General features: G+C 69.3%; 34 protein-coding genes and 1 tRNA gene. 19 read left to right on the forward strand and 16 right to left on the reverse strand.

Annotation, left to right across the window (positions count from 1 at the left end; genetic code table 11):
• Positions 1-8: 8 nt before the first annotated feature.
• The 4 genes from DW298_RS06295 to DW298_RS19490 are packed head-to-tail and all read right to left on the reverse strand — an operon-like array spanning position 9 to position 2773.
• Positions 9-761, reverse strand: coding sequence for an ATP-binding cassette domain-containing protein (locus tag DW298_RS06295; RefSeq protein ID WP_136041603.1), 753 nt, complete (start codon positions 759-761; stop codon positions 9-11).
• A complete protein-coding gene (locus tag DW298_RS06300) occupies positions 758-1567 on the reverse strand; it encodes an ABC transporter permease (protein ID WP_136041661.1) in 810 nt (269 codons plus the stop codon). The genes DW298_RS06295 and DW298_RS06300 overlap by 4 nt, the downstream gene beginning before the upstream one ends.
• A 49-nt stretch (positions 1568-1616) precedes the next feature.
• Positions 1617-2387 (reverse strand): molybdate ABC transporter substrate-binding protein, encoded by a 771-nt coding sequence (gene modA, locus DW298_RS19485; RefSeq protein WP_205820278.1) that lies wholly within the window; start codon positions 2385-2387, stop codon positions 1617-1619.
• On the reverse strand, positions 2384-2773 hold the full coding sequence (locus DW298_RS19490) for a TOBE domain-containing protein (protein ID WP_205820279.1): 390 nt from the start codon (positions 2771-2773) through the stop codon (positions 2384-2386). The genes modA and DW298_RS19490 overlap by 4 nt, the downstream gene beginning before the upstream one ends.
• A 156-nt stretch (positions 2774-2929) precedes the next feature.
• Here DW298_RS19490 and DW298_RS06310 point away from each other — a divergent pair, with 156 nt between their 5' ends.
• Genes DW298_RS06310 through DW298_RS06335 form a run of 6 tightly spaced genes read left to right on the forward strand, consistent with a single transcriptional unit; the run spans position 2930 to position 6833 of the window.
• Entirely contained in the window at positions 2930-4024 is a 1095-nt protein-coding gene (locus DW298_RS06310; RefSeq protein ID WP_136041605.1) for a ThiF family adenylyltransferase, read from the forward strand.
• Complete coding sequence (gene glp, locus DW298_RS06315; RefSeq protein WP_136041606.1) at positions 4021-5247, forward strand: gephyrin-like molybdotransferase Glp; 1227 nt, start codon at positions 4021-4023, stop codon at positions 5245-5247. The genes DW298_RS06310 and glp overlap by 4 nt, the downstream gene beginning before the upstream one ends.
• Positions 5244-5717, forward strand: a complete 474-nt coding sequence (gene moaC, locus DW298_RS06320) for a cyclic pyranopterin monophosphate synthase MoaC (protein ID WP_136041607.1) — start codon at positions 5244-5246, stop codon at positions 5715-5717. Before glp ends, moaC begins: the two co-directional genes overlap by 4 nt.
• On the forward strand, positions 5714-6322 hold the full coding sequence (locus tag DW298_RS06325; RefSeq protein WP_136041608.1) for a molybdenum cofactor guanylyltransferase: 609 nt from the start codon (positions 5714-5716) through the stop codon (positions 6320-6322). The genes moaC and DW298_RS06325 overlap by 4 nt, the downstream gene beginning before the upstream one ends.
• A complete protein-coding gene (locus DW298_RS06330) occupies positions 6319-6600 on the forward strand; it encodes a DUF6457 domain-containing protein (protein ID WP_136041609.1) in 282 nt (93 codons plus the stop codon). Before DW298_RS06325 ends, DW298_RS06330 begins: the two co-directional genes overlap by 4 nt.
• A complete protein-coding gene (locus DW298_RS06335; RefSeq protein WP_136041610.1) occupies positions 6600-6833 on the forward strand; it encodes a MoaD/ThiS family protein in 234 nt (77 codons plus the stop codon). The genes DW298_RS06330 and DW298_RS06335 overlap by 1 nt, the downstream gene beginning before the upstream one ends.
• Before the next feature lie 3 nt (positions 6834-6836).
• On the opposite strand, the gene DW298_RS06340 is transcribed toward DW298_RS06335, so the two are convergent.
• The 3 genes from DW298_RS06340 to DW298_RS06350 are packed head-to-tail and all read right to left on the reverse strand — an operon-like array spanning position 6837 to position 8559.
• Positions 6837-7271: a molybdenum cofactor biosynthesis protein MoaE gene (locus DW298_RS06340; RefSeq protein WP_136041611.1), complete on the reverse strand. Its 435-nt coding sequence runs from the start codon at positions 7269-7271 to the stop codon at positions 6837-6839.
• A complete protein-coding gene (locus tag DW298_RS06345; protein WP_136041612.1) occupies positions 7268-7744 on the reverse strand; it encodes a MogA/MoaB family molybdenum cofactor biosynthesis protein in 477 nt (158 codons plus the stop codon). Before DW298_RS06345 ends, DW298_RS06340 begins: the two co-directional genes overlap by 4 nt.
• Before the next feature lie 38 nt (positions 7745-7782).
• Complete coding sequence (locus DW298_RS06350; RefSeq protein ID WP_240745035.1) at positions 7783-8559, reverse strand: hypothetical protein; 777 nt, start codon at positions 8557-8559, stop codon at positions 7783-7785.
• A gap of 130 nt (positions 8560-8689) precedes the next feature.
• Between DW298_RS06350 and DW298_RS06355 the strand changes: the two genes are divergently transcribed.
• The 3 genes from DW298_RS06355 to DW298_RS06365 all read left to right on the forward strand — a co-directional run bounded on the left by DW298_RS06355 (position 8690) and on the right by DW298_RS06365 (position 10971).
• Complete coding sequence (locus DW298_RS06355; protein WP_136041614.1) at positions 8690-9736, forward strand: hypothetical protein; 1047 nt, start codon at positions 8690-8692, stop codon at positions 9734-9736.
• Between the two features lie 51 nt (positions 9737-9787).
• Positions 9788-9878, forward strand: a tRNA-Ser gene (locus DW298_RS06360).
• A gap of 469 nt (positions 9879-10347) precedes the next feature.
• Complete coding sequence (locus DW298_RS06365) at positions 10348-10971, forward strand: alpha/beta hydrolase (protein WP_342589068.1); 624 nt, start codon at positions 10348-10350, stop codon at positions 10969-10971.
• A gap of 182 nt (positions 10972-11153) precedes the next feature.
• Here the strand turns inward: DW298_RS06365 and DW298_RS06370 are convergent, their stop codons facing one another.
• The gene (locus DW298_RS06370) at positions 11154-11738 is read right to left on the reverse strand and encodes a TetR/AcrR family transcriptional regulator (protein WP_136041616.1); all 585 of its coding nucleotides are present in this window, start codon (positions 11736-11738) and stop codon (positions 11154-11156) included.
• 140 nt (positions 11739-11878) lie between these two features.
• Here DW298_RS06370 and DW298_RS06375 point away from each other — a divergent pair, with 140 nt between their 5' ends.
• Positions 11879-12244: a DUF1048 domain-containing protein gene (locus tag DW298_RS06375; protein ID WP_136041617.1), complete on the forward strand. Its 366-nt coding sequence runs from the start codon at positions 11879-11881 to the stop codon at positions 12242-12244.
• 33 nt (positions 12245-12277) lie between these two features.
• On the opposite strand, the gene DW298_RS19255 is transcribed toward DW298_RS06375, so the two are convergent.
• On the reverse strand, positions 12278-12454 hold the full coding sequence (locus tag DW298_RS19255) for a hypothetical protein (protein ID WP_168429480.1): 177 nt from the start codon (positions 12452-12454) through the stop codon (positions 12278-12280).
• A gap of 186 nt (positions 12455-12640) precedes the next feature.
• Here DW298_RS19255 and DW298_RS06380 point away from each other — a divergent pair, with 186 nt between their 5' ends.
• From DW298_RS06380 to DW298_RS06390, 3 genes are read left to right on the forward strand one after another with little or no spacing between them, the layout of a single operon-like run.
• On the forward strand, positions 12641-12991 hold the full coding sequence (locus DW298_RS06380; RefSeq protein WP_168429479.1) for a YciI family protein: 351 nt from the start codon (positions 12641-12643) through the stop codon (positions 12989-12991).
• Positions 12991-14307 carry a sigma-70 family RNA polymerase sigma factor gene (locus DW298_RS06385; protein ID WP_136041619.1) on the forward strand — a complete coding sequence of 439 codons (1317 nt, stop codon included), beginning with the start codon at positions 12991-12993 and terminating at the stop codon, positions 14305-14307. Before DW298_RS06380 ends, DW298_RS06385 begins: the two co-directional genes overlap by 1 nt.
• Positions 14304-14657, forward strand: coding sequence for a YciI family protein (locus DW298_RS06390; protein ID WP_136041620.1), 354 nt, complete (start codon positions 14304-14306; stop codon positions 14655-14657). Before DW298_RS06385 ends, DW298_RS06390 begins: the two co-directional genes overlap by 4 nt.
• A 207-nt stretch (positions 14658-14864) precedes the next feature.
• On the opposite strand, the gene DW298_RS06395 is transcribed toward DW298_RS06390, so the two are convergent.
• The 3 genes from DW298_RS06395 to DW298_RS06405 all read right to left on the reverse strand — a co-directional run bounded on the left by DW298_RS06395 (position 14865) and on the right by DW298_RS06405 (position 17927).
• Positions 14865-16289: an MFS transporter gene (locus tag DW298_RS06395; protein WP_136041621.1), complete on the reverse strand. Its 1425-nt coding sequence runs from the start codon at positions 16287-16289 to the stop codon at positions 14865-14867.
• Positions 16290-16356: 67 nt separating this feature from the next.
• On the reverse strand, positions 16357-16935 hold the full coding sequence (locus DW298_RS06400; RefSeq protein ID WP_136041622.1) for a TIGR00725 family protein: 579 nt from the start codon (positions 16933-16935) through the stop codon (positions 16357-16359).
• Positions 16932-17927, reverse strand: coding sequence for a carbohydrate kinase family protein (locus DW298_RS06405; RefSeq protein ID WP_136041623.1), 996 nt, complete (start codon positions 17925-17927; stop codon positions 16932-16934). Before DW298_RS06405 ends, DW298_RS06400 begins: the two co-directional genes overlap by 4 nt.
• A gap of 102 nt (positions 17928-18029) precedes the next feature.
• Between DW298_RS06405 and DW298_RS06410 the strand changes: the two genes are divergently transcribed.
• Both DW298_RS06410 and DW298_RS19260 read left to right on the forward strand, forming a co-directional pair.
• A complete protein-coding gene (locus tag DW298_RS06410; protein WP_168429478.1) occupies positions 18030-18758 on the forward strand; it encodes a GntR family transcriptional regulator in 729 nt (242 codons plus the stop codon).
• Between the two features lie 69 nt (positions 18759-18827).
• Positions 18828-18980 (forward strand): hypothetical protein, encoded by a 153-nt coding sequence (locus tag DW298_RS19260; RefSeq protein ID WP_168429477.1) that lies wholly within the window; start codon positions 18828-18830, stop codon positions 18978-18980.
• A 65-nt stretch (positions 18981-19045) separates the two neighbouring features.
• On the opposite strand, the gene DW298_RS06415 is transcribed toward DW298_RS19260, so the two are convergent.
• Positions 19046-19996 (reverse strand): manganese catalase family protein, encoded by a 951-nt coding sequence (locus DW298_RS06415; RefSeq protein ID WP_136041662.1) that lies wholly within the window; start codon positions 19994-19996, stop codon positions 19046-19048.
• Between the two features lie 152 nt (positions 19997-20148).
• Between DW298_RS06415 and DW298_RS06420 the strand changes: the two genes are divergently transcribed.
• On the forward strand, positions 20149-20916 hold the full coding sequence (locus DW298_RS06420) for a type II CAAX endopeptidase family protein (protein ID WP_240745036.1): 768 nt from the start codon (positions 20149-20151) through the stop codon (positions 20914-20916).
• Positions 20917-20926: 10 nt separating this feature from the next.
• A complete protein-coding gene (locus DW298_RS06425) occupies positions 20927-21760 on the forward strand; it encodes a type II CAAX endopeptidase family protein (RefSeq protein ID WP_136041625.1) in 834 nt (277 codons plus the stop codon).
• Here DW298_RS06425 and DW298_RS06430 read toward each other — a convergent pair.
• From DW298_RS06430 to DW298_RS06440, 3 genes are all read right to left on the reverse strand, one after another.
• Positions 21754-22023 carry a hypothetical protein gene (locus DW298_RS06430; RefSeq protein ID WP_136041626.1) on the reverse strand — a complete coding sequence of 90 codons (270 nt, stop codon included), beginning with the start codon at positions 22021-22023 and terminating at the stop codon, positions 21754-21756. The genes DW298_RS06425 and DW298_RS06430 overlap by 7 nt on opposite strands.
• A gap of 103 nt (positions 22024-22126) precedes the next feature.
• A complete protein-coding gene (locus tag DW298_RS06435) occupies positions 22127-22465 on the reverse strand; it encodes an ATP-dependent DNA ligase (RefSeq protein WP_136041627.1) in 339 nt (112 codons plus the stop codon).
• A 133-nt stretch (positions 22466-22598) separates the two neighbouring features.
• Positions 22599-23231 (reverse strand): amino acid deaminase, encoded by a 633-nt coding sequence (locus tag DW298_RS06440; RefSeq protein WP_240745037.1) that lies wholly within the window; start codon positions 23229-23231, stop codon positions 22599-22601.
• A 131-nt stretch (positions 23232-23362) separates the two neighbouring features.
• Here DW298_RS06440 and DW298_RS06445 point away from each other — a divergent pair, with 131 nt between their 5' ends.
• Both DW298_RS06445 and phnD read left to right on the forward strand, forming a co-directional pair.
• The gene (locus tag DW298_RS06445; protein ID WP_136041628.1) at positions 23363-24073 is read left to right on the forward strand and encodes an HAD family hydrolase; all 711 of its coding nucleotides are present in this window, start codon (positions 23363-23365) and stop codon (positions 24071-24073) included.
• Positions 24066-25076, forward strand: a complete 1011-nt coding sequence (phnD, locus tag DW298_RS06450) for a phosphate/phosphite/phosphonate ABC transporter substrate-binding protein (RefSeq protein ID WP_136041629.1) — start codon at positions 24066-24068, stop codon at positions 25074-25076. The genes DW298_RS06445 and phnD overlap by 8 nt, the downstream gene beginning before the upstream one ends.
• The last annotated feature ends 12 nt before the right edge of the window (positions 25077-25088 follow it).

Below are 25088 nucleotides of genomic sequence, written 5' to 3' on the forward strand. Positions count from 1 at the left end.
CGAAGCGTTCAGCGCGCCGAGTCGGCGACGGCAGCGGCGAAGGGGGTCGCCGGGGAGGCCAGGACCTCGGCGACGGCGGCATCCTGCACGATGCGTCCGGCCTGCACGATCACCAGCCGCTCCGCGAGAGCCTGAGCATCGAGGATGCCGTGCGAGACGAGGATCGTCGTGGTGGTTCCGCGCTGTTCGCGCACGACCTCGCGCAGCTGGGCCGCGGCCTCGACATCGAGCGAGGTGAACGGCTCGTCGAGCAGCAGCAGCCGAGGGGATGCGGCGAGGGCCCGCGCGAGGGCGATGCGCTGGCGTTGTCCGCCGGAGAGCTCGTCGGGCCGCCGCGGACCGTATCCCGCGAGACCGATGCGGTCCAGCCACTCGGTCGCCCGTCGGGTGGACTCTTCGCGGGTGCCGCCGCCGGCCCGGGCAGCGAAGGCGATGTTCTCGGCCGCAGTCATGTGCGGGAACAGCAGGGCGTCCTGCCCGAGCAGACCGATCGAACGGCGCGACGGCGGCGTGTGCTGCCGCTCTCCGGACAGGCGGTCCCCGTCGAGGTCGACGTGTCCGGCATCGAGCCGCACGAGCCCGGCGATCGCTTCCAGCAGAGAGGTCTTGCCGGCACCGCTCGGGCCCATGATCGCGACGAGCTCGCCTGCGGCGACGCGGAGCTCGGCGTCGAGCCCGGCGTGCTGCACGACGACGTGAGCGTCGAGAACACCCGCATCGCGGGCATCGCCGACCGAGCCGCCGACGCGGGCGCCCGTCATCGGAGGGCCCCCGGACGCCACGCCCGCACGAGCAGCAGCACGACGACGGCGGTCCCCAGCAGCAGGATCGACAGGGCCACAGCCGTCTCGCGGCCGGCGCCCGCTCCGTTGAAAGCGGTGTAGATCGCGAGCGGCATGGTCTGCGTCACCCCGGGAGCATTGCCGGCGAACAGGGCCGTGGCCCCGAACTCGCCGATGGCGCGGGCGAAGCACAGGATCACCCCGACCACGATGCCGGGAGCGGCGAGCGGCAGCGTCACCCGCCACAGCACCGTGCTCGGCGATGCTCCCAGCGTGGCGGCCGTGCGCTCGTGCCGGCTTCCCGTGCTGCGGATGGTCCCCTCGACCGCGAGCACGAGGAACGGCAGAGCCACGAACGCCTGCGCCAGCACCACGGCCACGGGGGTGAACGGGATGCCCGTGCCGAACCACGCGGCGATCAGACCCCCGAGCGGACTGGAGCGGCCGAGGAGGAACAGCAGCGCGACGCCGCCGACCATCGGCGGCAGCACCAGCGGCACCGCGACGAGTGCCCGCAACAGGGCCGAGGTCCGCGGCCCCGCGCGGGCGATGAGGAGCGCGAGCGGAAGGCCGAGCACGATGCACAGCGCGGTCGCCGCGAGCCCGGTGGTGAGTGAGAGGCGAAGGGCGTCCAGCGCCACCGTCGAGGTGATGTCGGTCCAGAACGTCGACCACGACGCACGCGCGAGCAGGGAGATCAGCGGCAGCGCGAGCAGAAGGATGCCGAGCACGGCAGGCGCGACGAGGAGGAAGGGAGGTGCCGCTCCCGTGTCGACCTGCCGCATCCTCGTCATGCTCGTTCTCGTCATGCTCCGCCTCGCCACGCGATCGTGGTCATGGCGCACCGAACCCGTGGTCGGCGAGGATCTGCCGGCCGATCGGACCCCGCACGAACTCGACGAAGGCCCGGCCGGCATCCGTCGCTCCGTCGAGAGCGACGATCGGATAGCGGTTCACGACCCCGTCGCTGCCGTCCGGGGCGAAGCTCTCGACGTCTTCCCTCACCACGTCCGTCGCATAGACCAGGCCGGCATCCGCTTCACCGGCGACGATCTTCTGCAGCACGGCGGAGACGTTCTGCTCGAGACTGGCCGCCGTGACCGAGACGCCGGCGCCGTCGAGCAGCAGCTGCGACGCCGCCCCGCAGGGCACTTCGGGCGCGCACAGCACCGTGGTCGCCTCCGTGAGGTCGGCCAGCGAGGTGATCCCGGCCGGGTTTCCGGCGGGCGTCGCGACCACGAGGGTGTTCGTCGCGAACGGCGCCGGGTCTTCGGCGATGCCGGTGTCGACGAGCGTCTGCATCGTGCGCTCGTCGGCGGTGGCGAGCACGTCGGCGTGCGCACCCTCGGTGAGCTGCGTGACGAGCACGCTCGACCCGTCGTACACGATCGGCGCGACATCGACCGCCGGGTGCTCCTCGCCGAATGCCGCCGCGATCTCGTCGAAGACCGGGCTGAGCGAGGCTGCGGCGAAGACGGTGACCTCGCCGGTGAGCTCTCCATCGGCGGCGGAGGGCGAGGGATCCGCGGAGGAGGCGGCAGAGCATCCGCCCAGCAGCAGGGCGACGACCAACGCGGCCGACCCGGCGAGGAGCCTGCCGGTCACCGCGGTGTCTCCACGATCACGGTGGTCGCCTTGATCACCGCGACGGCCAGCGAGCCCGGCTGCAGATCGAGCTCGCGCACGGCCTCGGCGGAGAGCAGCGACACGAATCGATGAGGACCCGCCTGGATGTCGACCTGCGCCATGACGCCGTCGATCTGCACGCGGGTGACGAGTCCCGTGAAGCGGTTGCGGGCGCTGGAGAGCACGTCGCCGGGAGTGGGCGGAGCCGCGGCGAGAGCGACCGCGTGCTGCGCGAGGGCATCGCCGGGGATGCGGGCGGGGCTGTCGGCGGTGACCGGCAGCGCGTCCTGGTCGATCCAGCGACGCACCGTGTCGTCGCTCACGCCGAGCAGTCGTGCGGCTTCGGCGATGCGATAGGTGCTCATGGCCCGAGCCTAGAGGGCAAGGTTCCGCAGATCCACGGTGTTCGTCGTGAATATTCCGCATCCGCGGATTTCTGTGCGGGGTCGTGCTCAGCGAGGGGGATATTTCTCCGGTGCTCGAACGGCCCCACGACATGCCGCCCGGGGTAGCCTGAGCGCATGCCGCTGCCTCCGCTCGTCGAGCCCGTCGCAGCCCTCAGTGCGGCCGAGTCGGAGCGGACCGCACGGCACCTCGTACTCGCCGACCTGGGGGAGCTCGGCCAGCGACGGCTGCGTGCGGCTCATGTCGCGGTCATCGGTGCGGGCGGACTCGGATCTTCTGTCGTGCTCGCGCTCGCCGCAGCGGGCGTCGGCACCCTCACCGTCATCGACGACGACGTGGTCGAGCTCTCGAACCTGCAGCGGCAGGTGCTGCACCGCCTGGCCGACGTCGACGCGCCCAAGGTCGACAGCGCGGTGCGCGTCGCGGCCGATCTCTCGCCCGAGACGACCGTGCGTCCCGTGCGCGAACGCCTGACCGCGGCCAACGCCGAGGCGCTGCTCGCCGACGTCGACCTCGTCATCGACGGCTCCGACACGTTCGAGACACGCACGCTGGTGGCTGCGGCGTGCGAGCGTGTCGGGGTGCCGTTGGTGTGGGGTGTCGTGCAGGAGTTCGCCGCGCAGGTCACGGTGTTCTGGTCGGCTCCGCCCGCGGGGGTGGCACCGGTGGTGCTCAGTGACCTCTATCCGCCCGAGGGCGTCGGCGAGCTGCCGAACTGCGCCACGGTGGGAGTGCTCGGGGCGCTCTGCCTCCAGGTGGGGTCGGTGCTCGCGATGGAGGCCATCAAGCTCATCGCCGGCATCGGTGAACCGCTGTTCGGCCGTGTGCTGCTGATCGACGCGCTGCGGGGGCGTATGAGCGAGGTTCCGCTGCGGGGGCGGGGGGAGACGAGCGGAGTGGCGACCACGACTCCCGTCGGCGCCGAGGTGTCCTTCGTCGCCGCGGATGCACTCGACGACGAGGTCGCCGCCGGCGCGCTCGTGCTCGACGTGCGAGAGGCGGACGAGATCGCCGCCGGGGCGATCCCCGGCTCCCGGCACGCACCTCTCGCAGTCGTCCTCGGTCACCCCGAGGAATTCGCCGCCGAAGGTCGGGTCGTGGTCGTCTGCCAACGCGGACTGCGCGCGGTGCGTGCCGCGACGGCGCTGCGGAGCGCCGGGGCGGATGCCGTCGTGCTGACCGGCGGCATGGATGCCTGGAGCGCACGATGAGCGGCATGCGCACGGTCGAGGAACAGCTCGCCGTCGTGCTCGGCGCGGTGCGGTCTCGCCCGGCGGTCACTCGACCTCTGGACGAGGCGATCGGCTTCACGCTGTCGGAGCCGGCCCGCGCGCAGAACCCCGTCCCCGTGTTCGAGAACTCCGCGATGGACGGCTTCGCAGTGCGCTTCGCCGACGTCGCCACCGCGTCCGATGGGGATCCTGCCGTGCTGCGCGTCGTGGCGGACGTGCCGGCGGGCAGCGGGGAGGATCCGCCGCTCGCCCCCGGAACCGCCGCCCGCATCATGACCGGTGCTCCGGTGCCGTCCGCTGCCGACACGGTCGTGCCTTTCGAAGACACCGCCGGCGGCCTCGCCGATTCCCTGGGCGAGATCCGAGTCGTTCGCGCACCGCGGGCGGAGGGCGCGCATGTGCGTCGGGCGGGGGAGGATGCCGCGGTCGGCGCTGTCGTCCTCGAGACGGGAACCCTGCTCGGCGCGCGGCAGCTGGCCGCGCTGGCATCCGTCGGCATCGCTCGGGTCGCTCTCGCGCCGCGGCCGCGAGTGGCCGTCGTCTCGACCGGTGCCGAGCTCGTGTCTCCGGGGGAGCCCCTCGTGCGAGGGCAGATTCCGGAGTCGAACGGCCTGCTGCTCGCCGGACTCGTGGCCGAGGCCGGGGCCGAGGTCGTGTTCCGCGAGGTCGTCGGCGACGATGGTGCAGGTCCCGCCGAGGCCGTGGCTCGTGCGACCGCACTCGGGCTCGATGCCGTGATCTTCTCCGGGGGCGTGAGCGCCGGCGCGTACGAGCCGGTGCGGCAGGCGTTGAGCGAGGCGATGGAGTTCGTGCAGGTCGCCATGCAGCCGGGCAAGCCCCAGGGGTTCGGAGTTACCGACGCCGGGATGCTGCTGTTCGGACTGCCCGGCAATCCGGTGAGCGTGGCGGTCTCGTTCGAGGTGCTGGTGCGCCCTGCGCTGCTGGGCATGCAGGGTCGTCGTGAGATCCATCGTCCCCGGCGACGCCTCGCCGCCGGCACCGGGTGGCGCACCCCTCCCGGTCGTCGCCAGTATCTGCCGGCGGTGATCGACGCCGACGGCCGGGTGCATCCCGCGACCCGCGGCGGATCCGGCTCTCACCTCGCGGTCGGCCTCGGGGCCGCCACCGCCTACGCCATCGTCCCCGCCGAGATCGAACAGGTCTCGGTCGGCGACCTCATCGACGTGATGGAGCTGTCATGACCTTCACCCACCTGGATCCGGCCGGCCACGCGCGCATGGTCGACGTGACCGAGAAGCAGCCGACCGTGCGCGCCGCAACCGCCGCGGGCTTCGTGCGCTGCACGTCGGAAACGGTGGCCCTGCTCCGCGACGGTGCCGTGCCCAAGGGCGACGTGCTCGCCGTGGCCCGCATCGCCGGCATCCAGGCGGCCAAGCGCACACCGGAGCTGCTGCCGCTCGCACACGTCATCGGCGTGCACGGCGCGGTCGTCGACCTCGACATCGAAGACGAGGGGATCCGGATCAGCGCGACCGTGCGCACGGCCGACCGCACCGGGGTCGAGATGGAGGCGCTCACGGCCGTCTCGGTCGCCGCGCTCGCGGTCGTCGACATGATCAAGGGTGTGGACCGCGCGGTGACGATCGAGAACGTCCGCATCGTCGACAAGGAGGGCGGGCGCAGCGGTTCGTGGCGGAGGCCGGGGGAGTGACCACCTCGTCGCACGCCGGGGTCGGCGCCGTGCTGCTCGTCGGTGGCGAGGGGCGTCGGATGGGCGGCATCGCGAAACCGCTTCTCACGCTGGAGGGGCGATCGCTGTTGGGGCGCACAGTGGATGTGCTCGGCGATGCGGGGGTGACGCCGATCGTGGCGGTCGGACCGTTGCTCGACGACGCGGTCGACGTGGTCTGGACGAGGGAGGAGCCGCCGCTCGGTGGTCCGGTGGCGGGGATCGCCGCAGGAATCGCGCAGATGTCGGCCGAGTGGGTGCTGATCCTCGCCGGTGATCTCGCGCGACCGGCGGCGGTCGTGCGCGGATTGCTCTCCCACCGCGCCCGTGATGCGGCGGTGCCGGCATCCGTCGACGGCATCGTGTTCTCCGCGGACGGGCATCCGCAGTGGCTGGCCGGTCTGTATCGCACGGCATCCGTCCGCCGCGCGCTCGACCGGATCGAGACCGACCGGGATTCCTCCGTCCGCGCACTCCTCGGCGGCCTCGCCATCGACTGGGTCTTCGACCAGGAGGGGATCACCGCCGACATCGACTCGCCCGCCGACCTGGCTCGTGCACGACAGGAACTCGAGGAGACACCATGACCGAGAACAGCCGCACCCTTCCCCCGGAGGCGCTCGATGCGTGGGCCGGCGAGCTGCGCGAACGCTTCGACCTGAGCGCGGAGGATGTGCCGATCGCGTTGATCCTCGACCTCGCTCGAGACGTCGCGAACGGGGTCGCGCGGCCCGCTGCGCCGTTCAGTGCCTTCGTCGCGGGGCTCGTCGCCGGTCGGGCAGGCGGCTCACCCGAAGACGTGCGTGCGGCGGTGGCCGCGATCGTCGAGCTCGCGAACGGTCATGCTGCCGAGGGGCAGAACTGATGGCGACGGTGCGGTACTTCGCGGCTGCCGAGGATGCGGCCGGCCGTGCGACCGAGCCCTCGGATGCCGCGACCCTCGGTGAGCTCCGGGCCGAGCTCGTGGACGCGCATCCGGCGCTGGGAGCGATTCTCGACCGCTGTGCGCTGCTCGTCGACGGTGCCAGGGTGGACGACGACTTCGCGCTGGCGGGGGTCGGGACCGTCGACGTGCTGCCTCCGTTCGCCGGAGGCTGAGGCTCAGCCGCCGATGCCCTTCCAGGCTGTGGTGCCGTCGGCCTCGACCTGACGCTTCCAGACCGGGAGTTCGCGCTTGATGGACTCGATCATCTCGCGGCACACCACGAACGCCTCGTCGCGATGCGCGGCGGCGACCGCGACGATCACGGCGGCCGAGCCGACGGGAAGGCGACCGATGCGGTGGCTCACGGCGATGATCGCCTCACCGCTCACGCCGATGGCGACGGCACGTTCGGCGAGGTCGCGCAGGATCCGCTCGGCATCCGGGTGCGAGGAGTACTCGAGGGCGACGACTTCGCCGGCGGCATCCGGGTCGTGGTCGCGCACGCGGCCGAGGAAGGTCGTGACAGCGCCCGCACGGTCGTCGTCCACGGCGGCGAGGTGCGCATCGAGAGACAGCGCGATGTCGCTGATGGCGGCCAGAGCGACGGTCATCGGTGGTCCTCTCCGTCGAGCTGAGCGATCACGTGCGCCGCGACCGACAGGATGACCGGCATGCCGTCGGCGACGCCGCCGGGAGAGCCGGGGAGGTTCACGATCAGCGCGCCCTGCGCGGTGCCGGCGAGGCCCCGGCTGAGCAGCGCGGCGGGGAACTTCGCCGCCCCCTGCCGACGCAGCTCTTCGGGGATTCCGGGAAGCTGTCGCTCGAGCACGCGCGCGGTGCCCTCTGGGGTCTCGTCGCGCGCGGCGATGCCGGTGCCCCCGGTGGTGACGATGAGCCGCAGGCCACGAGCGAGGAGATCGCGCAGCGCCCGCTCGACGGCATCCGCTCCGTCGGGGATGATCACGGGATCGGCGCAGTCGAATCCGGCGTCGCGGAGCGCGGTGACGGCGAGCGGCCCGGCCGTGTCGGCGCGGGTGCCGGCTGCGCCGCGGTCGGACACCGTGAGCACGGCGGCGGAGGTCATAAGCCGAGGGTAACGCCGGGCGTTGCGGGCATGATCGTTCAGACGCTCATGTCGACGGGCGGTTCCATCACGATGCCCTGCGCTTCGAAGGCTCGGCGGCGCTCCTCGATGCGGCGGTGCAGCTCGACCTGCGCGTCGTCGACGAACTGCGGGTCGAGGTCGATCGTCGTCGGGTGCGGGTCGCCGTGGTTCGCGGCGATGTACGCGTCGAGTTCGGGTCCGCTCGTCCACGAGGTGATCAGGGCGTAGCGGGGGGCGGTGCCGCGGTGCCAGACCGCGTGCCAGAAGCGCTGGGTGTCGACGATGATGCGGGAGCCCGCACGCAGCGGCAGGCGGATCTCGGTGGCCGGGTCGAAGCGGTCGGAGCGCAGGATCAGCATCGACTCGGTGTCGTCGGAGAGGTTGAAGAATCCGCGGACCACCCAGCCGGTGCCCTCTTCATTGAGGCGGTTGTTGTCGTCCTGGTGCAGGTTGTAGATCGCGTCGGCGTACTCGTTGGGCTGCAGCTCGATCACGCGGCAGCGGCCGATGCCGGCGCCCGGCTCCTGTGCCCGGCGCTGGAGCGTGGGGGCGATCGCGACCTGCGACTCGACCCAGACGCCGTCTTTGTCGGTGCGCGGCGGGGTGTGGTTCCAGAAGCCGTTGCAGTCGACGTCGCCGGCATAGCTGGTGAGCGGCGCGAAGCGCGTGATGCCCGAGGAGCGCCAGCCGACGTACTGGAGGCCGAGCCACTCGGCCGGATCGGCGGTCGAGGTGTGGTCGTCGAGGACGACATAGCCCGTCTCGGCCAGCGCCTCGGACGTGATGAAGCCCATGATGAGTACCCTTCCCGTCATCGCTGCCCCCACAGGCGGCGGGTTCTTAGGCAATCCTAACCGGGTTCGGGTGCTCTCGCAGGGCCTCGCGCCGTGCAAATGCGGCGGGGGCGGTCGATATTCTGAGGGGATGACTCAGCCGCAGGGCGCCCTCCTCGTGGGCAGTGTGAACTTCGACGACGCCGAGACCACGATGCGCGCGGCGGCGGGCCTGCTCGGCGACCGGCTCCGCCGCATCCCGGACGGCGAGGTCGGCAAGCGGTTCCACTGGATCATGTTCCAGCCCGACGTGATCGGCCAGGCAGACGGCATCGAGCGGATCGGCGACGAGCCCATCCCGTTCCCTGCCGGCATCGACGCGCGCGGGCTGCGCATCGCCGAGGGAGTGGATGCCGCGAGCATCGCGCTGCCCCTGCTCGGCTACGCCGCCGCCGGGATCGAGTCGTACGCTGTGTTCACGCGGCTCCGCGCCGAAGGGGCTGTGCCCGCCGGCATCCGGTTCCAGGTGTCGCTGCCGACGCCGCTCGCCGTGATCTCCTCGTTCTTCCACGGCGACGACCGGGCCGCGATCGAGCCCGTGTACACCGCCGCGATCCTCCGGGAGCTCGACGAGATCCTCGCCGCGATCCCGCACGACGACCTCGCCGTGCAGTGGGACGTCGCGAGCGAGATGGGCATCATCGAGCGCGCGGCAGGCTATGGCGCGGTCATGGAGGCGTGGTGGCCCGGTGACCCGTTCGACGGCCTCGTCTCGCGCCTTGCTTCGCTGGTCGATGCCGTGCCCTCCGACGTCGAGGTGGGCGTGCACCTCTGCTACGGCGACGCGGGGGAGAAGCACTTCTTCGAGCCGGCCGATGCCGGGAACCTCGTCCGCTATGCGAACGCCGTCGTGGCGGCATCAGCCCGTTCGCTCACCTGGCTGCACCTGCCGGTGCCGATCGCCCACGACGACGAGGCGTACTTCGCTCCGCTCGCCGACCTCGCCCCCGTCGACGAGCTGTACCTCGGGCTCGTGCACCGGGAGGACGGTGCGGAAGGCGCCGAGCGCCGCATCGCCGCCGCCGCCCCGTATGCCGCCGAATTCGGCGTCGCGACCGAGTGCGGCATCGGCCGTGCGCCCGCCGGCTCGACCGAGGGCATCCTGCGCACCCACGCCGAAGTCGCGGCGGCCTGGTGAGCTGCTTCCGTCGATTCGCGTGCGGGCCGCGCGTCGCGTAAGCTATTCCGCGGTGACGTGTCCGAGCGGCCGAAGGTGCAACTCTCGAAAAGTTGTGTAGGGTAACCCCCTACCGTGGGTTCAAATCCCACCGTCACCGCCACCACGAAGGCCCCGACTCCCTTGGAAACACTGGGAAGTCGGGGCCTTCGTCATGTTCGGCGATCGGTCTGCGGTAACGCAGCAGCAGCCTTACGGATCGAAATAGATCGCCGCGTGGAGCCGGCGACGACTGAATGAGCATGCGTCTGGCCGACGCCGCATTCAGCTACGCACGTGCGGTCCAGCCCGAAGCCGCGCTGATAGTCTCGGAGGTCCGTGCAGGAATCTGAGGAGGTGGTACCCGTGAACGAATCGATCAGGGTGCTCCCTCCAGGAGTCACGGTCGGGCGGTAGGTCGTCCGGGAGCGCCGCTATCAGCAGCACTTCCGAAAGGCACGACCATGCACTTCACTTCAGAACGAATCCTCGACGACGGCACCGCTGAACGGGAGTTCACCCTTGATGATGTCTCGGGCATCCTGTGGATTCCTCCGACAGCTTCCACAACGGCGCCCGTTCCCATCCTCTTGATGGGTCAACCCGGCGGATTCGGAATGCGACGGATGCACCCGCGCCTGGCAGCGCGTGCGCGCAGCACCGCAACGCACGGATTCGCGTCCGTCGCCATCGAGATGCCCGGGGCGGGCGACAGGCCCCCATTGCCCGGCGCCGGGCAGGCTCGAGAGGACCTGGTCCGTGCGATCGCCGCCGGTGAACGGCCTGCCGACGACGTCATCGACCGGCTGATACTTCCTCTCGTCGACGAGGCGGTGCCCGAATGGCAGACCACGCTCGACGAGCTTCTCGGGCTGCCCGAGATCACAGACAGGGTCGGATTCTCCGGCGGGGTGATCGCGATCGGCACCCGGCTCGCCGCGATCGACCCTCGCATCAAGGCGGCGGGGCTCTTTGCCGGCAGCTACGTCCCCCGCGCGACCATGGAGGAGGCTCGCCAGGTCACAATCCCACTGCATGTCCTCCTGCAGTGGGACGACGCAGGGAATGACCGGCAGATGGCTCTCGATCTCTTCGACGCTTTCGGGTCGGCAGAGAAGACTCTCCACGCCAACATGGGCGGCCACACAGGCGTCCCGCGATTCGCTGGCGAAGACGCGGGCCGCTTCTTCGTCCGTCATCTCGGCACTGCTGGCTGAGAGGGTTGGGGCTCCGAAGGGCAGTGAACGTGTGGATGCACGCGGCAACGCGGAACGCGCTGTGAACCACGGCCGGTCAGCCGTAGGAGTCCTTCGCGACCATGTCACGACGGACCGGCACAGTGGGTGGCCGAGTCGGACGGGCTGGAGTGAAAGTCGCGACTACCAGCGGAGCGGTGTGCTCAGTCGATGGCGTGTAGGGCTGCGATCACATGATCGACGCGGACGCCGATCTCTTCTTCGTCGGGCAGACCGAGCCGCACCACGAGGCGGTGATAGATCGGGCCGTAGAACAAGTCGACCGCGACACGGAGGTCGGCATCTTCGGGGATCTGGCCGACACGTTGGGCGGAACGCAGACGTTGATCGAAAAGCTCGATGCTCGGCTGGATGATCTGCTCGCGTATGGCGGCGCCGAGCACGGGATCCCGTTGCCCTTCGGCCATCAGGGCGGCTGCGGGTGCGGTGTCCTGCGGGGTGTACATGCCCACGACGGTGTTCAGCTGCGACCGAAGATCGCGGGCGATGTCGCCAGTGTCGTCGAATCGCGCTGTCCGAGCGGCGGCATCGGAGACGGCATCGAGCAGCACGGCACCCTTGGATGGCCACCAGCGGTAGATGGTTTTCTTGCTCACCCCGGCGCGTTCGGCGATCGCCTCGATCGTGAGTTGCGCGAAGCCGGTCTCTCGGCACAGCTCCAGAGCAGCCTCGAGAACGGCCACGCGCGCGCGCTCGCTTCGGCGTTTCGGATCGGGGGAAGGAACCATGAAGCCAGAGTACACGCTACGTGTCGTGTTGTGAGGAACACGCGATCCTGCTAGCGTCAGGGACACGACACGTAGCGTGTCGTTACCTCGAGCGGTTGCACCCGTAAGCGCTCACGTCCCCTGCGTAGAAGGAGCCGAAGATGGCGCAGCAGATCTCGACGGTCGAACTCCCCGGTGAGGCACAGATGCTCACAGCGATCCACTCGACAACAGTGGTCCCGCTGCCTGCAGACTTCCGTGCGGTGCTCACGGCCTTCGCCACCTATCTGGACCATCGCCCGCTGATCTCGAGAACCGACGCCGCCGCAGGTGCGCTCGACGACCTGGCCTCGCTGTTCGCCGAGGCCGCTGCCGCAGGGATGCCGATTCGGGACGTGGTCGGTCACGACCCGGCCGAAGTCGCCGAGGCCCTGCTCGAGAACTACGCGCTGACCGCGCGTGACGCTGACGCCCGCGCGGACCTTGCCCGCGCGATCGACGTGATCGTCGGTGAACTCGGCGGGTGAACGGAGACGTCGGCGCGGGCGCCACTCACTCCTTCAGTCCCTGAGCAGGAGCCGGGCGAGGCGTGCGGGGATCGAGCGCGATCTCCCCGCACGGCGCGCGACGACGGCCTGTCGTCGCGCCGCTCGCGCCTCCACGCGCTCCCAGCGCATGTCGCGGATGCGGTCGCTGAACTCGCGGGCTTCGGCAGGGCTCATGGTGTTGCTTCGCATGGCGGATCCTCTCGTCACGGGAACGGCCGCGTGGCCGCCCTCGTGAAGACCACGAACGACACCGGCGTCTTTCGACACCGGGCGTCAAGAAAATGTTGCGACTTCTTTTCCCTCTGCTGTCGAATCGACGTGAACGCGTTCGTGGTGATGATGAGGATCGCCGCACGTGCGATCGAGAGGAGCGCCATGACCGCGCGACAGAAGTTCCTGGTGATCCACATGACAGACCCCGCGGGTGCCGAGTGGGACCCTGAAACCGATGGTGCCCGGCTGCGGCGCTGGCTGGAGTTCCGTGACGGCCCGGACGGCTGGAAGCCCAATGGCCAGACGGTCTCCGGACCCGACCAGGCGCGACGCATCACGGCGCATGGGGGTGATGTCGTGGTGACCGACGGCCCGTTCCCGGAGTTCACCGAGTGGTTCCTCGGGGTCGAGTGGATCGAAGCAGCCGACATGGAACAGGCCACACGTCTGCTTGCCGAGCATTCGACAGCGCGAATCGGTCGCATGTACGTCATCCCCGCGAGGGGCGACTGATGGACGAGAGGATCCAGGCGGTCGACGTCGACGCCGAGATCGCCCGAACGCATCGCGAGGAATGGACGATGATCGTGGCCGGTCTCGTCCGGCGCTACGGCGACCTCGACATCGCGGAAGAGACGGCCGCTGAGGCGTTCGCCACCGCCGTCGAGCGCTGGCGCGTCGACGGGGTGCCGCCGAAACCGGGCGCCTGGATCACGACCACCGCGCACCGCAAGGCGATCGATCGGCTGCGCCGCGAGGCCAGGCGAGATGACAAACAGACGGAGGCGTTCATGCTGCAGGACGACTCGCCGGCCGAGCCGACGGGGTTCATCGACGACGACCGGCTGCGACTGGTCTTCACCTGCTGCGATCCCGTGCTCTCGGTCCAGGACCGCATCGCGCTCACCCTGCGGATGGTCGGTGGCCTCACCGTCGCGGAGATCGCACGGGCGTTCCTGGTGCCGCAGGCGACGATGGGCCAGCGGATCAGCAGAGCCAAGGCCAAGATCAAGGTCGCTGGTGTGCCCTTCACGGTCCCCGAGCGGGAGGATGTGGTGCCTCGAGTCGCCGGGGTACTCGCGGTGCTGTACCTGATCTTCAACGAGGGGTACTTCGCATCCGGAGAGAACGTCGACCCGATCCGTCGCGATCTCACCGAGGAGGCGATCCGGCTGGCTCGGCTGGTCCGAGCGCTTCTCCCGCCGGACTCCGACGAGGATGCCGAGGCGGCCGGCCTGCTCGCACTGATGCTGCTCACCCAGGCGCGCTCGGATGCTCGTCTGTCCGCCGGGGGAGAGCTCGTGCGACTGGACGAGCAGGATCGCACCACGTGGGATCGACAGCTGATCAACGAGGGCATCGCACTCTTGGACGAGAGGCTCGAAGCCTGTGGGCGGGATATCCGCGCGCTGGGGCGCTATCAGCTCCTTGCGGCGATCAATGCCGTCCACGCGACGGCTCCTCGCGCGCAGGACACCGATTGGGCGAAGATCGTCGCCCTCTACAACGCGCTCGAGCGCCTCGATCCGAGTCCGATCGTTCGCCTCAACCGCGCCATCGCGATCTCCGAGTACGACTCTCCGGATGTCGCGCTCGCGATCGTCGACCAACTCGGCGAGGACCTGGACGGCCACCACGCCTTCCACACGACACGCGCGGAGCTGCTGAGCCTGACCGGCCGGTCGGATGCTGCGCGCGGCGCCTATGACCGCGCGATCGAACTGGCGGTCAATGACGCCGAAATCACACACCTCATGCGTCGCCGGGACGAGGTCACGACGACCCACCACACCGATGGCATCACCACGAACGAAGGAGAAACCGCATGACCAGTACATACCTCGTCATCCACATGACCGACTCGCAGGGCACCGCCCTTCCCGAATCCGAGGACCGCCAGAAGCTCGACGCATGGGCCGAACGGGGCAAGGACGCCGGCATGCTCGGCCCCGGCGCCCCGGTCGCCGGTCCCGAGCAGGCGAAGTCGGTCGCGATCCGCGACGGTGTACTGCTCATCACAGATGGCCCATTCCCGGAGTTCAAGGAGTGGTTCGCCGGATATGACCTGATCGAGGCGGACTCGATCGATGCCGCCGCTGCGTACATGGCGGAGCATCCGACGGCGGTGGCCGGACGGATGTACATCCTTCCTGTCGTGACGCTCCCGTGGGAGAAGTAGTCAGCTTGTTGAACTCGATTGCGCCCAGGAAGTCCGCTGCGGAACAGCACGCGCGGCCGCCGCTTCGCCGACGTGGCGTCCGCATCGCCGCGACCGTGGCTGCACGACCCCAGCGAGAACCGGACCGCACCGTGGCAACAGCGCGCAGGAACACCCCGGGCGTGCGGCGGACTTTCGACCGGCGCACGCCCTGGGATGCTGCGGGACTCAGCGGGGTGCGGGGGCGTTGAGCTCCGGCTTGGGCAGCAGAGGCGTGATCGCCAGCGCCACGGCGGTGAGCCCCGCGCAGATCCAGAGGGCCTGGGCGTAGCCGCCTGCCGATTCCGCGCCGGCTGGGGACCCGGCGGTGATCGCGCGTCCGACGATCGTGAAGGCGAGGCCGGCCCCGATGGCGAACGATGCACCGTTGAGACCGGGCAGCAGGCCGGGCGCGCTCTTGGGTGAGAGCAGGATGCCGAGACCGTTGAGCATGACGTTGGTCACACCGCCGTAGGTGACACCGAGGACGAACAGCAGGATGCCGAACACGAGCGGGTCGTTCAGGCCGAACAGGGCGATCCCCGCGATCACGAGCGCGGAGCTGAGCAGCCCGAACTGCAGGAGCCGCTTGTACCCGAATCGGGGCGCCACCCGGCCGGCGAAAGGGCCGACGACCCAGCCGATGAGGGCGTAGGGCCCCATGAACAGCGCGGAGGCCAGAGTCGCGCTCATGCCCCACCCGGCATCCGGATTCTGCGCGAAGGACGGGCCGACGAGGTTCGCCACGGCCATGATCCCCGCGAGCGTGAGGATGGTCGTCAACGGCATCGCCCAGATGGCCCGGTTGCCCAGCTGGTCGGCGGGGATGAGTGGGTTTCGGGCGCGCCGTTGCCGGATCACGAAGGCGAGCAGCGCCAGCACCGCGGCGCAGATGTAGACGGTCGACCACAGGCTCGGGAAGGTGTTGCCGAACGCATCGCCGCCCACGGTCCAGCTGATCCCGACGACGACGATCGAGATGAACACGACGCCCCACCAGTCCATGCGCTCGCCCTGGCCGGGTGCGAACTGCGGCACCCACAGCACTGTCGCGACGATCGCCGCCGCTGTGAGCACGAGGCAGAGCGCGAGGATCGAGCGGTAGCCGAAGTGCTCGGCCATCCATCCGCCGAGGATCACGTCGACGCCGGCGATTCCGCCGTTGATCGCGATCACGACGCCCATCCGCGTCCCGTACTCCTTCTCGTCCGGTGTCGCCTCGCGCAGGGTGAGGAGAGCGATCGTGAAGACCGGGCCGCAGCTGCCCTGGATGAACCGCCCGATGTACAACCACTCGATCGTCGGGCCGAACATCGCGATCGCCGTGCCCACGGCGAGGATCCCGAGGAGCACCAGCAGGATCGTGCGGCGTCCGACCATGTCCGACAGCCGCGGCATGAACACCTGGAAGATGGCTTTGGACAGGAAGAACAGTGCCGAGGAGAACGCGATCGCCGCCGTGGTGACGCCGAGTTCGTTCTCCATCTGAGCAACGGCCGGATTGAGCATCGTCGCATTGAGCTGGAACGCGATGACGCCCATGGTCAGGCCGACCAGCAGGGTCGCCTTGTTCCTGGACATCGGCTTGTGCGGGCGTGCGGAAGTCAGTGCCATGTTTCGTGGTCTCTCTTCGTCGAGTGGGTCTGGCAGGTCGTTGGTCGGGTGTAGCGGGGTGGTGTGGTCAGGCGCCGGCGTGACCGGTGTGAGCGGTGAGCCCACCGGTCCTGCGGGGGCGGGAGGTGGCCTCGAGCGCCCGGGCGACGGCCGTCGCGGGGTCGTCGGCGAACTCGAGCTCGGCGACCTTGCGCTCGTCCAACCACCGACCGTCGATCAGGGAGTGGACGATGCGGTCGGACCATCCGCCCGTTCCGCGCAGCACGATCACGGGCGTCCCGACGTCGTATGCGACGGTCAGCTCGTTCAGGGTGCCGATGCCTCCGCCGACCATGATCAGGGCGTCGCAGCATCGCGCGGTGAGGATGTTGCGCATCGTGCCCATCCCCGTCGGCAGGGCGACGTCGAGATGGGGATTGGCGTGCGAGAGGTCGGCCTGAGGCAGGAACCCGATGACGAAGCCGCCCGCCTCCTGCGCGCCCTTCGACGACGACTCCATGACACCTCCGGTGCCGCCGTTGACGAGGACGGCACCGGCTTCGGCGATGTGTCGTCCGACCTCGGCCGCCGCGGCCAACAGCTGCGGTTCCAGCTCGACGCCCGGCCGTGAGGCGTTGCCGATGACGCCGATGGTTGTCTTCCTCATAGTGATGTCACTCCTTGTCGGATGGTCGCGACCATTTCGCGCCAGTCGTCTGTTCCGGGGCTCTGCAGGGCGAGCGGGCTCGATGCGTAGAGTGCCCCTCGTGCGGCGACGGATGCCTCGATCACGGCATCGACCAGCGACAGGCCGTTGCGATACGCGTGCGCGAAATAACCGCAGAAGACGTCGCCTGCGCCGGTCGCGTCGATGTCACCGGAGGCGGGGATGGCCGGAACGGACCACGCTTCCCCCGTCGAGGAGTCGGAGACGATCGCTCCGAGCTCGCCGCGCTTGAAGACGACGACCGGTGCGCCGTAGTCATGGAATCGACGGATGAGCGCCCGGTGATCCTCACCGGGGGCGAAGACGTCGGTGTCCGAGCTGCTCGGCAGGAAGACGTCGAGCGTGGAGAGGTGCTGCTCCAGCACGCCCTCCCCGTCCCGGGCGAGCTCGAATCGCGCCGGGCAGTCGGCCTGGATGTAGTCGGCGCCGCCCGCGCGCAATGTCGTGGCGAGTTCGGCGAAGCGCGTCGAGGGCAGGAGCCCGAGGTGCCAGGATCCGCGCTCGGCATCCACGACCGAAGCGAGCATCGGACCGTCGGCGAGCGATGCCAGCGTGCGTTCGGGATCGCGCGTGGAGTCGGCGAACTCCGGCTGCACATGGCCGGGCAGGAGCTCGACGGCGGCAGGCGGCGCCGGCTGCGTGCGCGAGCCGTCGTGATGGTAGGCGAAAGTGACTCGGGCGTTGGCGAGATCCGTGCGCCGACGCACATCGTCGACGTCGACGCCACGGGACGCGATCTGGGCCAGAGCATCATCGGGGTAGTCGGCGCCGACCACGGCGTGCGCCACGGGAGACCCGTGCTCCGCCGCCGCGACCCCCATGGACGCCCACAGGGCGTTGCCCCCGAGCTGACCGACCGACCAGCTGCCATCGGCGTGGATGATCGCGTCGATGGTGAATCCACCGACGGTGTGGATGGGCGCGCAGTTCATGGCTGACTCTCGTTTAAACAATCGGACGTCTTTGTCTATTGGTGAACAACATACGACAACGCGCTCGCGAAGACAATTCCGGGCTCTGGCATGATGAAGTGCATGGACATTCCGCCGGTACGAGACCGCCGTCCGCTCGCCGTGCAGGTCTACGACAGGCTCTACGACACCCTGATCAATGCCGACGAGTCGCTGGTGATCCTGCCTCCGGAGGAGGAGCTCGCTCGTCGACTCGTGGTCAGTCGCACCACCGTCCGTCAGGCGCTCGCCCTTCTCGAGGAGGACGGCGTGATCGAGCGCGGCACGGGCAGGCGGAGGCAGGTCGCGCATCGGGCGCCGACGCCGACGGGGACGGTCCTCCCTCTCGAGCACATGGCGCAGAGCGCGGACCCCCTCACGGTCGAGCGGATCGTGCGGCGCGTCTCACCCGCCACGGGCTGGAGTGCACGCCTGTTGGAGATCGAGCGCGGCATGGACATCGTCACGTGGGAGAGCGTCGTCCGGGCGGGCGCCAAGGTGGTCGCGAGCACCCTCGAGGTCATCGATGCGACGCACGAGCCGAAGGCGGATGACGAGCGGACGATGTACGCCTGCCTCGGCGCGCGCTATCGCAAGACCGCGGCCCTGGGTTCGCTGCGACTCGCGCCGTACATGGCGCAGACACGCACCTGGCGGGATGCCTCTGCGCCGGCGAACCCCGTGACGATCACCTTCACCACTCGCGCGAAGACCGGACCCATCTATCTCGCCAAGCATGTCGTCGACATCCGCGAGATCTCGTTGAACGTCCTGGCGGACGCGCATGAGGGCATCGTCGAGGACATCCCCTAGCTCCGGTCAACCCCCTCTGATCCGCGAAGGCGGGAGCGTATGGTCGTCGAACCTGACAGAGGAGAGATGATGAGCGATCCGAAGAACACGCAGGGAACACCGGGCGCGGACGAAGAAGCCGACACGGCATCCGGTGGCGCCCCCGAGAGCACGCAAGAACTCCTGGACGACGAGACCACGGACGAGAACGGCAAGCCGCTCGAGAACCCCTCCGGCGGCTGAATCGTCGGCGGACGAGAACCGGCCCTGCCCCTCGACTGAGGGACAGGGCCGGTTCTCTTCGCGAGTCACTTCATGCGGCCGAAGGTGGCGTCGATGTCTGCCATCTCCATCGCGGCGGTCGCTTCGATCAGCGCCCGCAGCTCCTCGTCCGCGCCGGGGGAGAACTCCTCGAAGCGCTCCGGCGAGATGGTCATCGGCGACCCGGGAGGTGCCTGCTCGCTGGCGTCGAGTTCGGTGCCGTCGTTCGAGGGCGAAGCGCCCTGGAAGATCTTGCCGGCTTCGGACTGGGCGGTGAGATCGAACGAGTACTGCTTGCTCTGCAGCCCCAGATCGAGGAGCTTCTTCACCTCCGGGAACTGCTCGGCGTTGGTCTTCGGGATCGGGAGGGAGGTGCGCCAGTTCACGCCGAGCGTCTCCAACGCCTTGGCATAGGCGTTCTCGTGGGCCTGATCCCGGACGATGAGGTACGAGATCGTGCTTCGGGCCATCTTGTTGTCCGTCATCTCGTACAGACGGCACTTCTGCAGTCGGCCGGTGGATTCCAGCATGAGGTTGTACAGCAGGTCGAGCACGAGGTTTCCGGAGTTGTAGACGTAACTGCCCGACCACGGGTTGCCCACCGCGTCGACCGGAAGAGCTCCCTGGGCCCCGACGAGATAGTGGTGGATGTTGCTGGTGTCGACAGCGATCCGCAGCGGCGTGGCACCCCCGGCGCCGGGCGCGTCCACCGGATCGGTCGGCTTGCCCTGGTACTGAGGGGAGCCGTCGAGCAGTCGCGAGATGGTCGTCCCGATCAGCTCGACGTGGCTGATCTCCTCGGTGCCGATGCCCTGGATGAGATCTTTGTATGGCTTGCCGTCGGGGCCCCGGAAGTTGATGCTCTGGAAGAGGTACTGCATCATCGTCCGCATCTCACCGAACTGCCCGCCGAGCCCTTCCTGCAGGGCGTTCGCGGCTGCGGGATCCGGCTCGTCTTGAGCGATCTCGTTGATGAACTCCTGCACGTGGAAATACATGATGCCTCCGTCGGCTCGGTCTTGGGTGGAGGCCATGCTCCTCTGCGGGGCGACTTTCGCCGCCTCCCTCGACCTGGGCGACGGATGGACGTACCATGCAGCGCCGGCGAGATGTAACGAGTCGGCAATCCGGCTCTGCCAAGATGTGCGATATGACGGAGACTCTGAAGGTCCGCCCTCGGGTGTGGATCGGCCTGGCCATCTTCCTCGGCTACGTGGCGGTGGTGTTCCTGGTGCAGCGGCTGAGCGGCGTGCCCTACGACGAGCTCGGGGAGAGCGGGAGCAACCTCTTCCTCGGAGCCGGGCTCTCGCTCATCGTCGCCGCGATTCTGTTGGCGATCACGACGACGCTCCTCGGCTGGTGGCGGCCCGCCCTGCACGAGCGCAAGCGCAGCGTCCGGTGGCCGATCATCGCGCCGATCATCATGGTCGTCGCATTGGTGATCAGCCTTGCCGCGACCGACTGGGCCTCGTACGACGGGGCGTTCTTCGCGGCATCCGTCGTCCTCATCCTCGTCGGCTTCACCGAAGAGCTCACCACGCGCGGTCTGCTGCTCACGGCGCTGCGAAGCAAGCTCGGCGAAGGGTGGGTGTGGTTCGTCTCCACGGCGCTGTTCGCGCTCATGCACCTCATGAACGCCGCGTCCGGTCAGGACCTCCTTCCGACGCTGCAGCAGGTGGCCTTCGCGTTCCTCGGCGGCACCATCTTCTACATCGTGCGGCGGACGACAGGCACGCTGATCTGGTCCATGGTCCTGCACGGCCTGTGGGACTTCTCCACGTTCGCCGTCGGCCACGGCGCCCCGGGCGCCCTCGCCGGTGTCGGACCGATCGTGTACCTGATTGCCGGTGTCCTCGCCCTCATCTTCGTCCCCTTCGTGATCCGGGGCGCGAACGAGCGGATCGACGCTCGTGCATGACCCGTCTCCGATGACGTCGGGACGCCCGCGGAGCATCTGGCTCGCCTTCGCGGCGGTCGTCGTCTACGTTCTCCTGGCCGCCGGGCTCGGCAACGTGTTGAGCGGGCTGGTGAGTGACGACCAGGTGCTCGCCCAGTTCGCCCTGGGGCACTTCATCCCCCTCGCCATCGCGATCGTCGGGCTGCTCGTGCTCCTGCGCTGGGCGGGCTGGGGCCAGGACGTGTGGCGCGAGCCTCCGACACCGAGCCTGACACCGCGGCGCTGGTGGCTCATCTCGATCCCCGTCTTCGTGGTGCTGCTGCCCATCAGTCAGCTCGGCGACGTCCCCTGGGCGGCGCGTCCGATCGGGTTCATCCTCGTCATCGCGGCGGGCACACTGATGGTCGGCTTCGGTGAGGAACTGCTCATCCGCGGAGTGCTGCTCACGGCCGTCCGCGCGCGCCACGGCGAACTCGTGGCTCTCCTCGCCACCAGTGCGGTGTTCGCGCTCGCGCACATCCCCGGAAGCGTGATCGCCGGGGCACCGCTCGGGGCGATCGCCTTCCAGGTCTCGTTCCTCGCGGCGTCGGGCGCCGCCTACTACTGGGTGCGGCGCGTGACCGGGCGGCTCTGGGTCGCGATGATCGTGCATGCCCTCACGGACTGGGTCCTCTACCTCGCCTCGGGTGCGGGAACCCCCGCAGCGTCGGTGCCGCAGTCCCATTCCGCGGACAGCCCGAACCCGTTCCAGGTCACCATTCAGGTCCTGCTTCTCATCGCGACCACGATCAGCATCATCAGCGTCATCCGAGAGGACCGGCGCCACAAGCGGGACCCGGCAGCGCCGCGGGTCGAGCGTCAGTAGTCCCAGTCGAGGAACGGCGCGATGGGAGGCTCGTCCGCAATCGCCGCGATCCCCGCTCGTTCCACCGTGATGACGATCCTCGATCGCGAGGAGACGAGGACGCTGACGAGCTCATCGCCGTCGGAAAGGTGCACGAACGTCGGCTCCGAGCGTGCAGCCGCCTCGATCTGTGACATGAGGTCGACGAGATCGCGCTGGCCGTTCAGGCGGAAGCGTCGCCCGTCGATCGCGACGTGCGTGATGCTGTCGGCTTCCGTGTTCATGGTGCGACCGTATTCCCGCGTGTGCTGATTCGCGTGGGGGGTTGCTTCCTGATGTGCCCACGGGTAGCGGTCGTGAGCATGAGGGGGCGGGCGGAAGTGTCGGCTAGACGTGCGCGGGAACGTCGACCCGCTCAGCGGGCGCGGTCTGCTGCGGCTCGGGAACGAGGTAGAGGCCGCTCGGCGAGTTCGCCGTGAAGGCGAGGGCTTCGATCCAATCGCGATTGATCGCGGGCTGACGGCTTCCGCTGTACTTGAAGACGAGGGAGCTGCCGGCGTGGATCCATACCGTCGTCCGGCCGCCGCCCACGCTCTGGTCTTCTCTCCACGTGAAGCCGAACGGCTCTCCGCGCCGGAGCTTCGCGGTCATGACCAGCTGCACATGCGTGAGTGCGCGATCCTCCAGCTCCGTCTTGACTCCGCCTTCGTAGATGAACTTGCCCATGAGGGTGACCTCTTTCCGCCACGGAACCCGTGCCAAGAGGCGCGCCCGAGATGGTCGCTGGTGGTGTTCCCACCATCGCACACTTATGAGGGCAGCGGGACCTCGAGCGTCGGCAGGCTGAGGCCCGTAGCGTTCACGCCACGGCGTTCCACCGGAGGCGCGGAGGCTCGGCGTCGAGCTCGGCGAGCAGCGCGGTCGGGTCGACGACGGGGAACATCGTGATGAGGCGGCGGCCCTGCGCGGATGAGTCGAGCGCGTAGGCGAGCGCCGAGGGGTGCGGCTGCCGGTCGGCGATCGCGATGATGGCTTCCCGGTCGCCCAGTTGTTGCCGTCGCACGGGTGTGTCGGCGATCAGCCCCGCGGCGGTCTCGGTCACCCGGTCGAGGAGCGTGCGCTCGTCGCCCCAGGGGACGAAGGCACCCGGCGCCAGTCCGCACGCGCCGGCCAGGTCGCCGCCGAGCCAGCGGTCGCGCTTGAGGCCGTACGGGGTGGGCGTGGTGGAGAGCAGGTAGCCGTACACGTGCAGCAGCCCGGCGTTGCCGACGGGCCACGCCGCGTCCAGTCCGGCGCGGTCGTGCAGCGCCTCGAACATCGACCGCGACAGCACCGGCGCTCCGACGTTCTCGTCCACGACGGTGGATCGGCCCCAGCGGGCGAAACGGTCGTCCCGAGCATCGGCATCGATCGCCGGACCGAGCCAGTCGAACATCGACAGCACATCTGCGGCATCGTGTGCGGCGGCTGCGGCATCCAATCGATCGATCACGACGATGAGCGTAACGGGCGCGGTCGGCGCCAGCGGAATCGGAGTTCACGCGCTGTTCATACAGCGTGGTCATCCCGTCCATAAACGACTGTCAGCATGGACGCATCGTCCCGATCCCGACCAGGAGAACCGTGCCCCCCACTATCGTCCTCGACTTCGACGGCACCATCGCGCTCGGCGCCGGACCGCTCGAAGCCTTCGCCCGCGCCGTCGCAGCCTCCGCCGACGACCCGACGTTCGCGGATCGCGCGATATCCGCCCTCGCCGCATTCGAACGTGGGGAGACCGACGCCCGCGATGGATACGACGTGATCAGCACGCTCGCCGCAGGGCATGGGGTGACGGCCGATGCGCTCGAGGCCGCCTACCAGTCGTCCCGGGCGCTGCTGGGCTCCGAGCACGCGGCGATCGCGCCGCCCGCCGGTCTCGCCGACTTCCTGAACCGCATCCATACGCAGGTTCGGGTGGTCCTCGCGACCAACGCGCCGGGTGCCGGCATCCGCCCCGTACTGGATGGGTGGGGCGTCACCCACCTGTTCGACGACCTGCACTTCACGGTCGGCAAGCCGTCGGGGCTCATCCCCATCATCCGGGCGGCGGTCGCCGAAGGGCCCGTCCTTTCGGTCGGCGACATCTTCGAGTTCGACCTCGCTCCCGCCGCCGAGCAGGGCGCAGCGACGGCGCTCGTGGGCGCCACCGCCGAACGCTCCCCGGCCGCCGTGACGATGCGCGGCCGGACCATCGCCGACCTGTACGGCGACATCGAAGCCTGGGCCGCGACCGCGGCTTCCAGTACCCCCCGCAGCACCACCCTCACCGAAAGGCACGATCCGAATGCGTAAGTCCTTGCTCTCCACGGGCATCGCCGCCGTCGCCGTCCTGGCGCTCGCCGGCTGCAGCAGCAGCGCACCCGCCGAGACGGCAGACGAGGCCACCGAATGGCCGTCCTCCATCACCCTTTCGCTGGTGCCGTCGGTCGAGGGCGAAGACCTCGCCCAGGCCCTCGACCCGCTCACCACGTACCTGTCCGAGAACCTCGACATCGAGGTGAAGGGGGTCGTCGCGTCCGACTACGCGGCCACGGTCGAGGCCCTCGGCACCGACCAGGCGCAGGTCATCATCACCGACGCCGGATCGCTGTACAACGCGACCGAGCGATACGACGCCGAGCTCATCCTCCGCGACGTGCGCTTCGGCGCCACCTCGTACGCCTCGGTGGCGTACACGAACAACCCCGACAAGTACTGCGAGGACGAGCCGGTCATGTCGACCTACGCCGCCAGCGGCATCGAGCTCTCCTACTGCAACGGCATCGAGGAAGCCGCCGCGGACGCGACCGGATCCGGTCCCGCCGGCATCGAGGCGCTCGGCGAGATCGCCGACGGCACGAAGGTCGCCCTGCAGGCCGCCACCTCGCCGGCCGGCTACCAGTACCCCGTCGTCGCGATGCGCGAGCAGGGCGTCGACACGGATGCCGGGATCACGCAGGTGCCCGTCGAAGGCAACAACAACGCGGTCCTCGCCGTCTACAACGGCGACGCCGAGGTCTCCTTCGCGTACTGGGACGCCCGCACGACCGTGACCGAGGAGGCCCCGGACATCGCCGAGAAGGTCGTGGCCTTCGCCTACACCGAGATGATCCCCAACGGCGGCGTCGCGGTCACCTCGACTCTTCCCGACGACCTCGTCGCGGAGCTCACCACGCTGCTGGACGACTACGCCGACTCGTCCGAGGAGGCGGCATCCGTGATGTTCGACCTCGTCGGACTCTCCGACTGGACCAGCGAGACCGCCGAAGACGAGATCACCCGCTACGGCGAGATCCTCGCCGAGTTCTCGAACTGATACGACCGAACT

It is taken from the genome of Microbacterium sp. A20, assembly GCF_004794515.1.
Taxonomy (GTDB): Bacteria; Actinomycetota; Actinomycetes; order Actinomycetales; family Microbacteriaceae; genus Microbacterium.

Excerpts from the sequence above, each read along its gene's own strand:
- DW298_RS06295 (WP_136041603.1), bottom strand. The coding sequence starts at position 761 with ATGACGGGCGCCCGCGTCGGCGGCTCGGTCGGCGATGCCCGCGATGCG.
- DW298_RS06300 (WP_136041661.1), bottom strand. The coding sequence starts at position 1,567 with ATGCGGCAGGTCGACACGGGAGCGGCACCTCCCTTCCTCCTCGTCGCG.
- DW298_RS19490 (WP_205820279.1), bottom strand. The coding sequence starts at position 2,773 with ATGAGCACCTATCGCATCGCCGAAGCCGCACGACTGCTCGGCGTGAGC.
- DW298_RS06310 (WP_136041605.1), top strand. The coding sequence starts at position 2,930 with ATGCCGCTGCCTCCGCTCGTCGAGCCCGTCGCAGCCCTCAGTGCGGCC.
- glp (WP_136041606.1), top strand. The coding sequence starts at position 4,021 with ATGAGCGGCATGCGCACGGTCGAGGAACAGCTCGCCGTCGTGCTCGGC.
- moaC (WP_136041607.1), top strand. The coding sequence starts at position 5,244 with ATGACCTTCACCCACCTGGATCCGGCCGGCCACGCGCGCATGGTCGAC.
- DW298_RS06330 (WP_136041609.1), top strand. The coding sequence starts at position 6,319 with ATGACCGAGAACAGCCGCACCCTTCCCCCGGAGGCGCTCGATGCGTGG.
- DW298_RS06335 (WP_136041610.1), top strand. The coding sequence starts at position 6,600 with ATGGCGACGGTGCGGTACTTCGCGGCTGCCGAGGATGCGGCCGGCCGT.
- DW298_RS06340 (WP_136041611.1), bottom strand. The coding sequence starts at position 7,271 with ATGACCGTCGCTCTGGCCGCCATCAGCGACATCGCGCTGTCTCTCGAT.
- DW298_RS06345 (WP_136041612.1), bottom strand. The coding sequence starts at position 7,744 with ATGACCTCCGCCGCCGTGCTCACGGTGTCCGACCGCGGCGCAGCCGGC.
- DW298_RS06350 (WP_240745035.1), bottom strand. The coding sequence starts at position 8,559 with ATGGGCTTCATCACGTCCGAGGCGCTGGCCGAGACGGGCTATGTCGTC.
- DW298_RS06355 (WP_136041614.1), top strand. The coding sequence starts at position 8,690 with ATGACTCAGCCGCAGGGCGCCCTCCTCGTGGGCAGTGTGAACTTCGAC.
- DW298_RS06365 (WP_342589068.1), top strand. The coding sequence starts at position 10,348 with ATGGGTCAACCCGGCGGATTCGGAATGCGACGGATGCACCCGCGCCTG.
- DW298_RS06370 (WP_136041616.1), bottom strand. The coding sequence starts at position 11,738 with ATGGTTCCTTCCCCCGATCCGAAACGCCGAAGCGAGCGCGCGCGCGTG.
- DW298_RS06375 (WP_136041617.1), top strand. The coding sequence starts at position 11,879 with ATGGCGCAGCAGATCTCGACGGTCGAACTCCCCGGTGAGGCACAGATG.
- DW298_RS19255 (WP_168429480.1), bottom strand. The coding sequence starts at position 12,454 with ATGCGAAGCAACACCATGAGCCCTGCCGAAGCCCGCGAGTTCAGCGAC.
- DW298_RS06380 (WP_168429479.1), top strand. The coding sequence starts at position 12,641 with ATGACCGCGCGACAGAAGTTCCTGGTGATCCACATGACAGACCCCGCG.
- DW298_RS06385 (WP_136041619.1), top strand. The coding sequence starts at position 12,991 with ATGGACGAGAGGATCCAGGCGGTCGACGTCGACGCCGAGATCGCCCGA.
- DW298_RS06390 (WP_136041620.1), top strand. The coding sequence starts at position 14,304 with ATGACCAGTACATACCTCGTCATCCACATGACCGACTCGCAGGGCACC.
- DW298_RS06395 (WP_136041621.1), bottom strand. The coding sequence starts at position 16,289 with ATGGCACTGACTTCCGCACGCCCGCACAAGCCGATGTCCAGGAACAAG.
- DW298_RS06400 (WP_136041622.1), bottom strand. The coding sequence starts at position 16,935 with ATGAGGAAGACAACCATCGGCGTCATCGGCAACGCCTCACGGCCGGGC.
- DW298_RS06405 (WP_136041623.1), bottom strand. The coding sequence starts at position 17,927 with ATGAACTGCGCGCCCATCCACACCGTCGGTGGATTCACCATCGACGCG.
- DW298_RS06410 (WP_168429478.1), top strand. The coding sequence starts at position 18,030 with ATGGACATTCCGCCGGTACGAGACCGCCGTCCGCTCGCCGTGCAGGTC.
- DW298_RS19260 (WP_168429477.1), top strand. The coding sequence starts at position 18,828 with ATGAGCGATCCGAAGAACACGCAGGGAACACCGGGCGCGGACGAAGAA.
- DW298_RS06415 (WP_136041662.1), bottom strand. The coding sequence starts at position 19,996 with ATGTATTTCCACGTGCAGGAGTTCATCAACGAGATCGCTCAAGACGAG.
- DW298_RS06420 (WP_240745036.1), top strand. The coding sequence starts at position 20,149 with ATGACGGAGACTCTGAAGGTCCGCCCTCGGGTGTGGATCGGCCTGGCC.
- DW298_RS06425 (WP_136041625.1), top strand. The coding sequence starts at position 20,927 with ATGACGTCGGGACGCCCGCGGAGCATCTGGCTCGCCTTCGCGGCGGTC.
- DW298_RS06430 (WP_136041626.1), bottom strand. The coding sequence starts at position 22,023 with ATGAACACGGAAGCCGACAGCATCACGCACGTCGCGATCGACGGGCGA.
- DW298_RS06435 (WP_136041627.1), bottom strand. The coding sequence starts at position 22,465 with ATGGGCAAGTTCATCTACGAAGGCGGAGTCAAGACGGAGCTGGAGGAT.
- phnD (WP_136041629.1), top strand. The coding sequence starts at position 24,066 with ATGCGTAAGTCCTTGCTCTCCACGGGCATCGCCGCCGTCGCCGTCCTG.